1 protein-coding gene is annotated in these 215 nt (G+C 56.3%); it reads right to left on the bottom strand.

The features are described 5' to 3' along the window. On the bottom strand, window positions 1–215 hold a 215-nt coding region (locus tag FDX22_RS15785; RefSeq protein ID WP_186805326.1), incomplete at both ends, for a hypothetical protein.

Below are 215 nucleotides of genomic sequence, written 5' to 3'. Positions count from 1 at the left end.
ATTTCGCCGTCGCAGATAGCGTCCACGTCCACTTCAACCGCATCATCAAGGAAACGGTCCAGCAGTACCGGCGCATCGTTAGAAACGCTGACCGCAGTCTGGAAGTAGCGACGCAGGTCGGCTTCGTCATAGACGATTTCCATCGCGCGACCGCCGAGAACGTAGGACGGACGTACCACAAGCGGGTAACCAATCTCTTTTGCCTTCTCAACAGC

Origin of the sequence: Citrobacter sp. TBCS-14 (genome assembly GCF_005280805.1) — a bacterium.
GTDB classification, from domain to species: Bacteria; Pseudomonadota; Gammaproteobacteria; order Enterobacterales; family Enterobacteriaceae; genus Citrobacter; species Citrobacter gillenii.
Note: the sequence above shows the minus strand (reverse complement) of the source record. Positions and strands in the feature narration are given on the sequence as shown.